The organism is Shewanella sp. S1-58-MNA-CIBAN-0166, from assembly GCF_040310085.1.
GTDB lineage: Bacteria > Pseudomonadota > Gammaproteobacteria > Enterobacterales > Shewanellaceae > Shewanella.
In genome coordinates, this window is sequence record NZ_JBEOPN010000183.1 from 1 (window position 1) to 246 (window position 246).

The following is a 246-nucleotide window of genomic DNA, read 5'->3' on the forward strand; positions in this document are numbered from 1 at the left end:
GCAATAACCTGTGCACGAGAAGCACTTTCTTGGCTGCGCGACCCTAGAATTACGATGACTTCATCATGAGTCGATACTTTGTCTTTAATGAAGTTACTGACAGGATCGATTTTCATCCGCTCAGTACACCAACGGAAGCTTTGAGTCGGGGCAGGGTAACCTTTGCCTAACAAGCATGCCCAAAAACTTTGATCTGGTTTCGGCACTACTTTATGCGTGGTTATTGGTAATCCATCACGTCTTGCT

At 45.5% G+C, this 246-nt stretch carries 1 pseudogene; it reads right to left on the reverse strand.

What is annotated here, in order from left to right:
- Positions 1–206, reverse strand: a pseudogene (locus AAEY99_RS21610) (DNA phosphorothioation system sulfurtransferase DndC); the annotation flags it as partial.
- Positions 207–246: the final 40 nt, after the last annotated feature.